1 protein-coding gene is annotated in these 488 nt (G+C 35.2%); it reads left to right on the top strand.

The features are described 5' to 3' along the window. Window positions 1–141: 141 nt before the first annotated feature. Window positions 142–488: hypothetical protein (locus CXF67_RS00215; protein ID WP_102086930.1), on the top strand; the 347-nt coding region annotated here is incomplete at its 3' end.

Here is a 488-nt window from a genome sequence, read left to right as displayed (position 1 = left end):
GTAGGCAGTTTTTTATCATTTAAAATCACAAATGCTTTAAATTAATAAGAGCTATATTAATACCGATATTAACCTAGACTAGATAATTTTCTTCACTCCTCATTTGGGTGGGAAAAAGACCAAATCTTTTAAAAAGACCAAATGAAAAAAACTACATTACTAGCTTGTATAGTCTTCGCTACCCAATTAATGTATTCACAAGAGACCATTCCAACATCAGGAGGAGATGCCACAGGTAGCGGTGGTTCATCCAGTTATACGCTTGGTCAATTGGTGTACACTACCAATATAGGAAGTGGCACAGTTTCCCAGGGTGTTCAGCAAGCATTTGAATTTCAAACCTTAAGCAACCCAGAATTGAACACTATAAATCTATCAGCCATTACGTATCCTAATCCAACGTCTGATTACGTTATGCTGAAAATTTCAGATCATGCGCTCGATAATTTAAGCTATAATCTTATAGACATTAACGGAAAAGCTATATT

Source organism: Psychroflexus sp. MES1-P1E, assembly GCF_002836055.1.
Classification (GTDB): domain Bacteria; phylum Bacteroidota; class Bacteroidia; order Flavobacteriales; family Flavobacteriaceae; genus Psychroflexus.
This window is presented reverse-complemented; position numbering and strand designations above follow the sequence as displayed.